The following is a 615-nucleotide window of genomic DNA, read 5'->3' as shown; positions in this document are numbered from 1 at the left end:
GCGAGCCAGCTCGTACGGAGTGTCGGCAAAGAAAGTCGTCAGGCGTTTCATGAAAGCGTCAGTGTCTCCGCTTTCAATATCCTTCACGAAATTCATGATTCCGAACGTAGCCTCCGAATTATCCATTCCCGTATAGCTCGGCAACAGGAATTCCATGAAACCGTCCTCCACCTCTTTGTTCGGGAATCCCAGTATATAAGTCTTGAATCTGCTGTCATAATCCTTGATTGTCAGATACCCGCTCTGATACAAAATCGGCACGGGGTTCTTCCTGAAAGTTTCCAGTCCGTTCAGCGAGTCCGCCGTAGCATACTCCCTCATCAGCTTCTTCAGGTTATATCCGCATCCCTTCATCAGCTCCACAAGGAAAGTAGGCGTACCCGTCTCGAACCAATAATCACCAAATCTTTTTTTGGCAAAAGTATTAAGTATGCTGAACGGGTTATAAATATCCACACAATCCTCGTTGAAGTGATACCCGTCATACAGTTCCTTCAGTTTCGCTTTCGCTTCCTCCTCAGTCATATTATTGGCGGTACCCAACTCCTTTATGCCTTCTTTGAATACAGAGTGCAGTTCCTCCTCCGTGATACCACAAATGCCTACATAAGCAAA

Annotated in this window: 1 protein-coding gene; it reads right to left on the bottom strand. The window is 46.2% G+C overall.

Annotation, left to right across the window (positions count from 1 at the left end; translation table 11 throughout):
- Window positions 1-615, bottom strand: a 615-nt coding sequence (locus NW213_RS16805) for an AAA family ATPase (protein WP_258323479.1), incomplete at both ends; no start/stop codon positions are given.

It is taken from the genome of Bacteroides sp. ET336, from assembly GCF_024733815.1.
GTDB classification, from domain to species: Bacteria; Bacteroidota; Bacteroidia; order Bacteroidales; family Bacteroidaceae; genus Phocaeicola; species Phocaeicola cellulolyticus.
The sequence above is the reverse complement of the archived record's forward strand: the minus strand, read 5'-3'. Positions and strand labels throughout refer to the sequence as shown.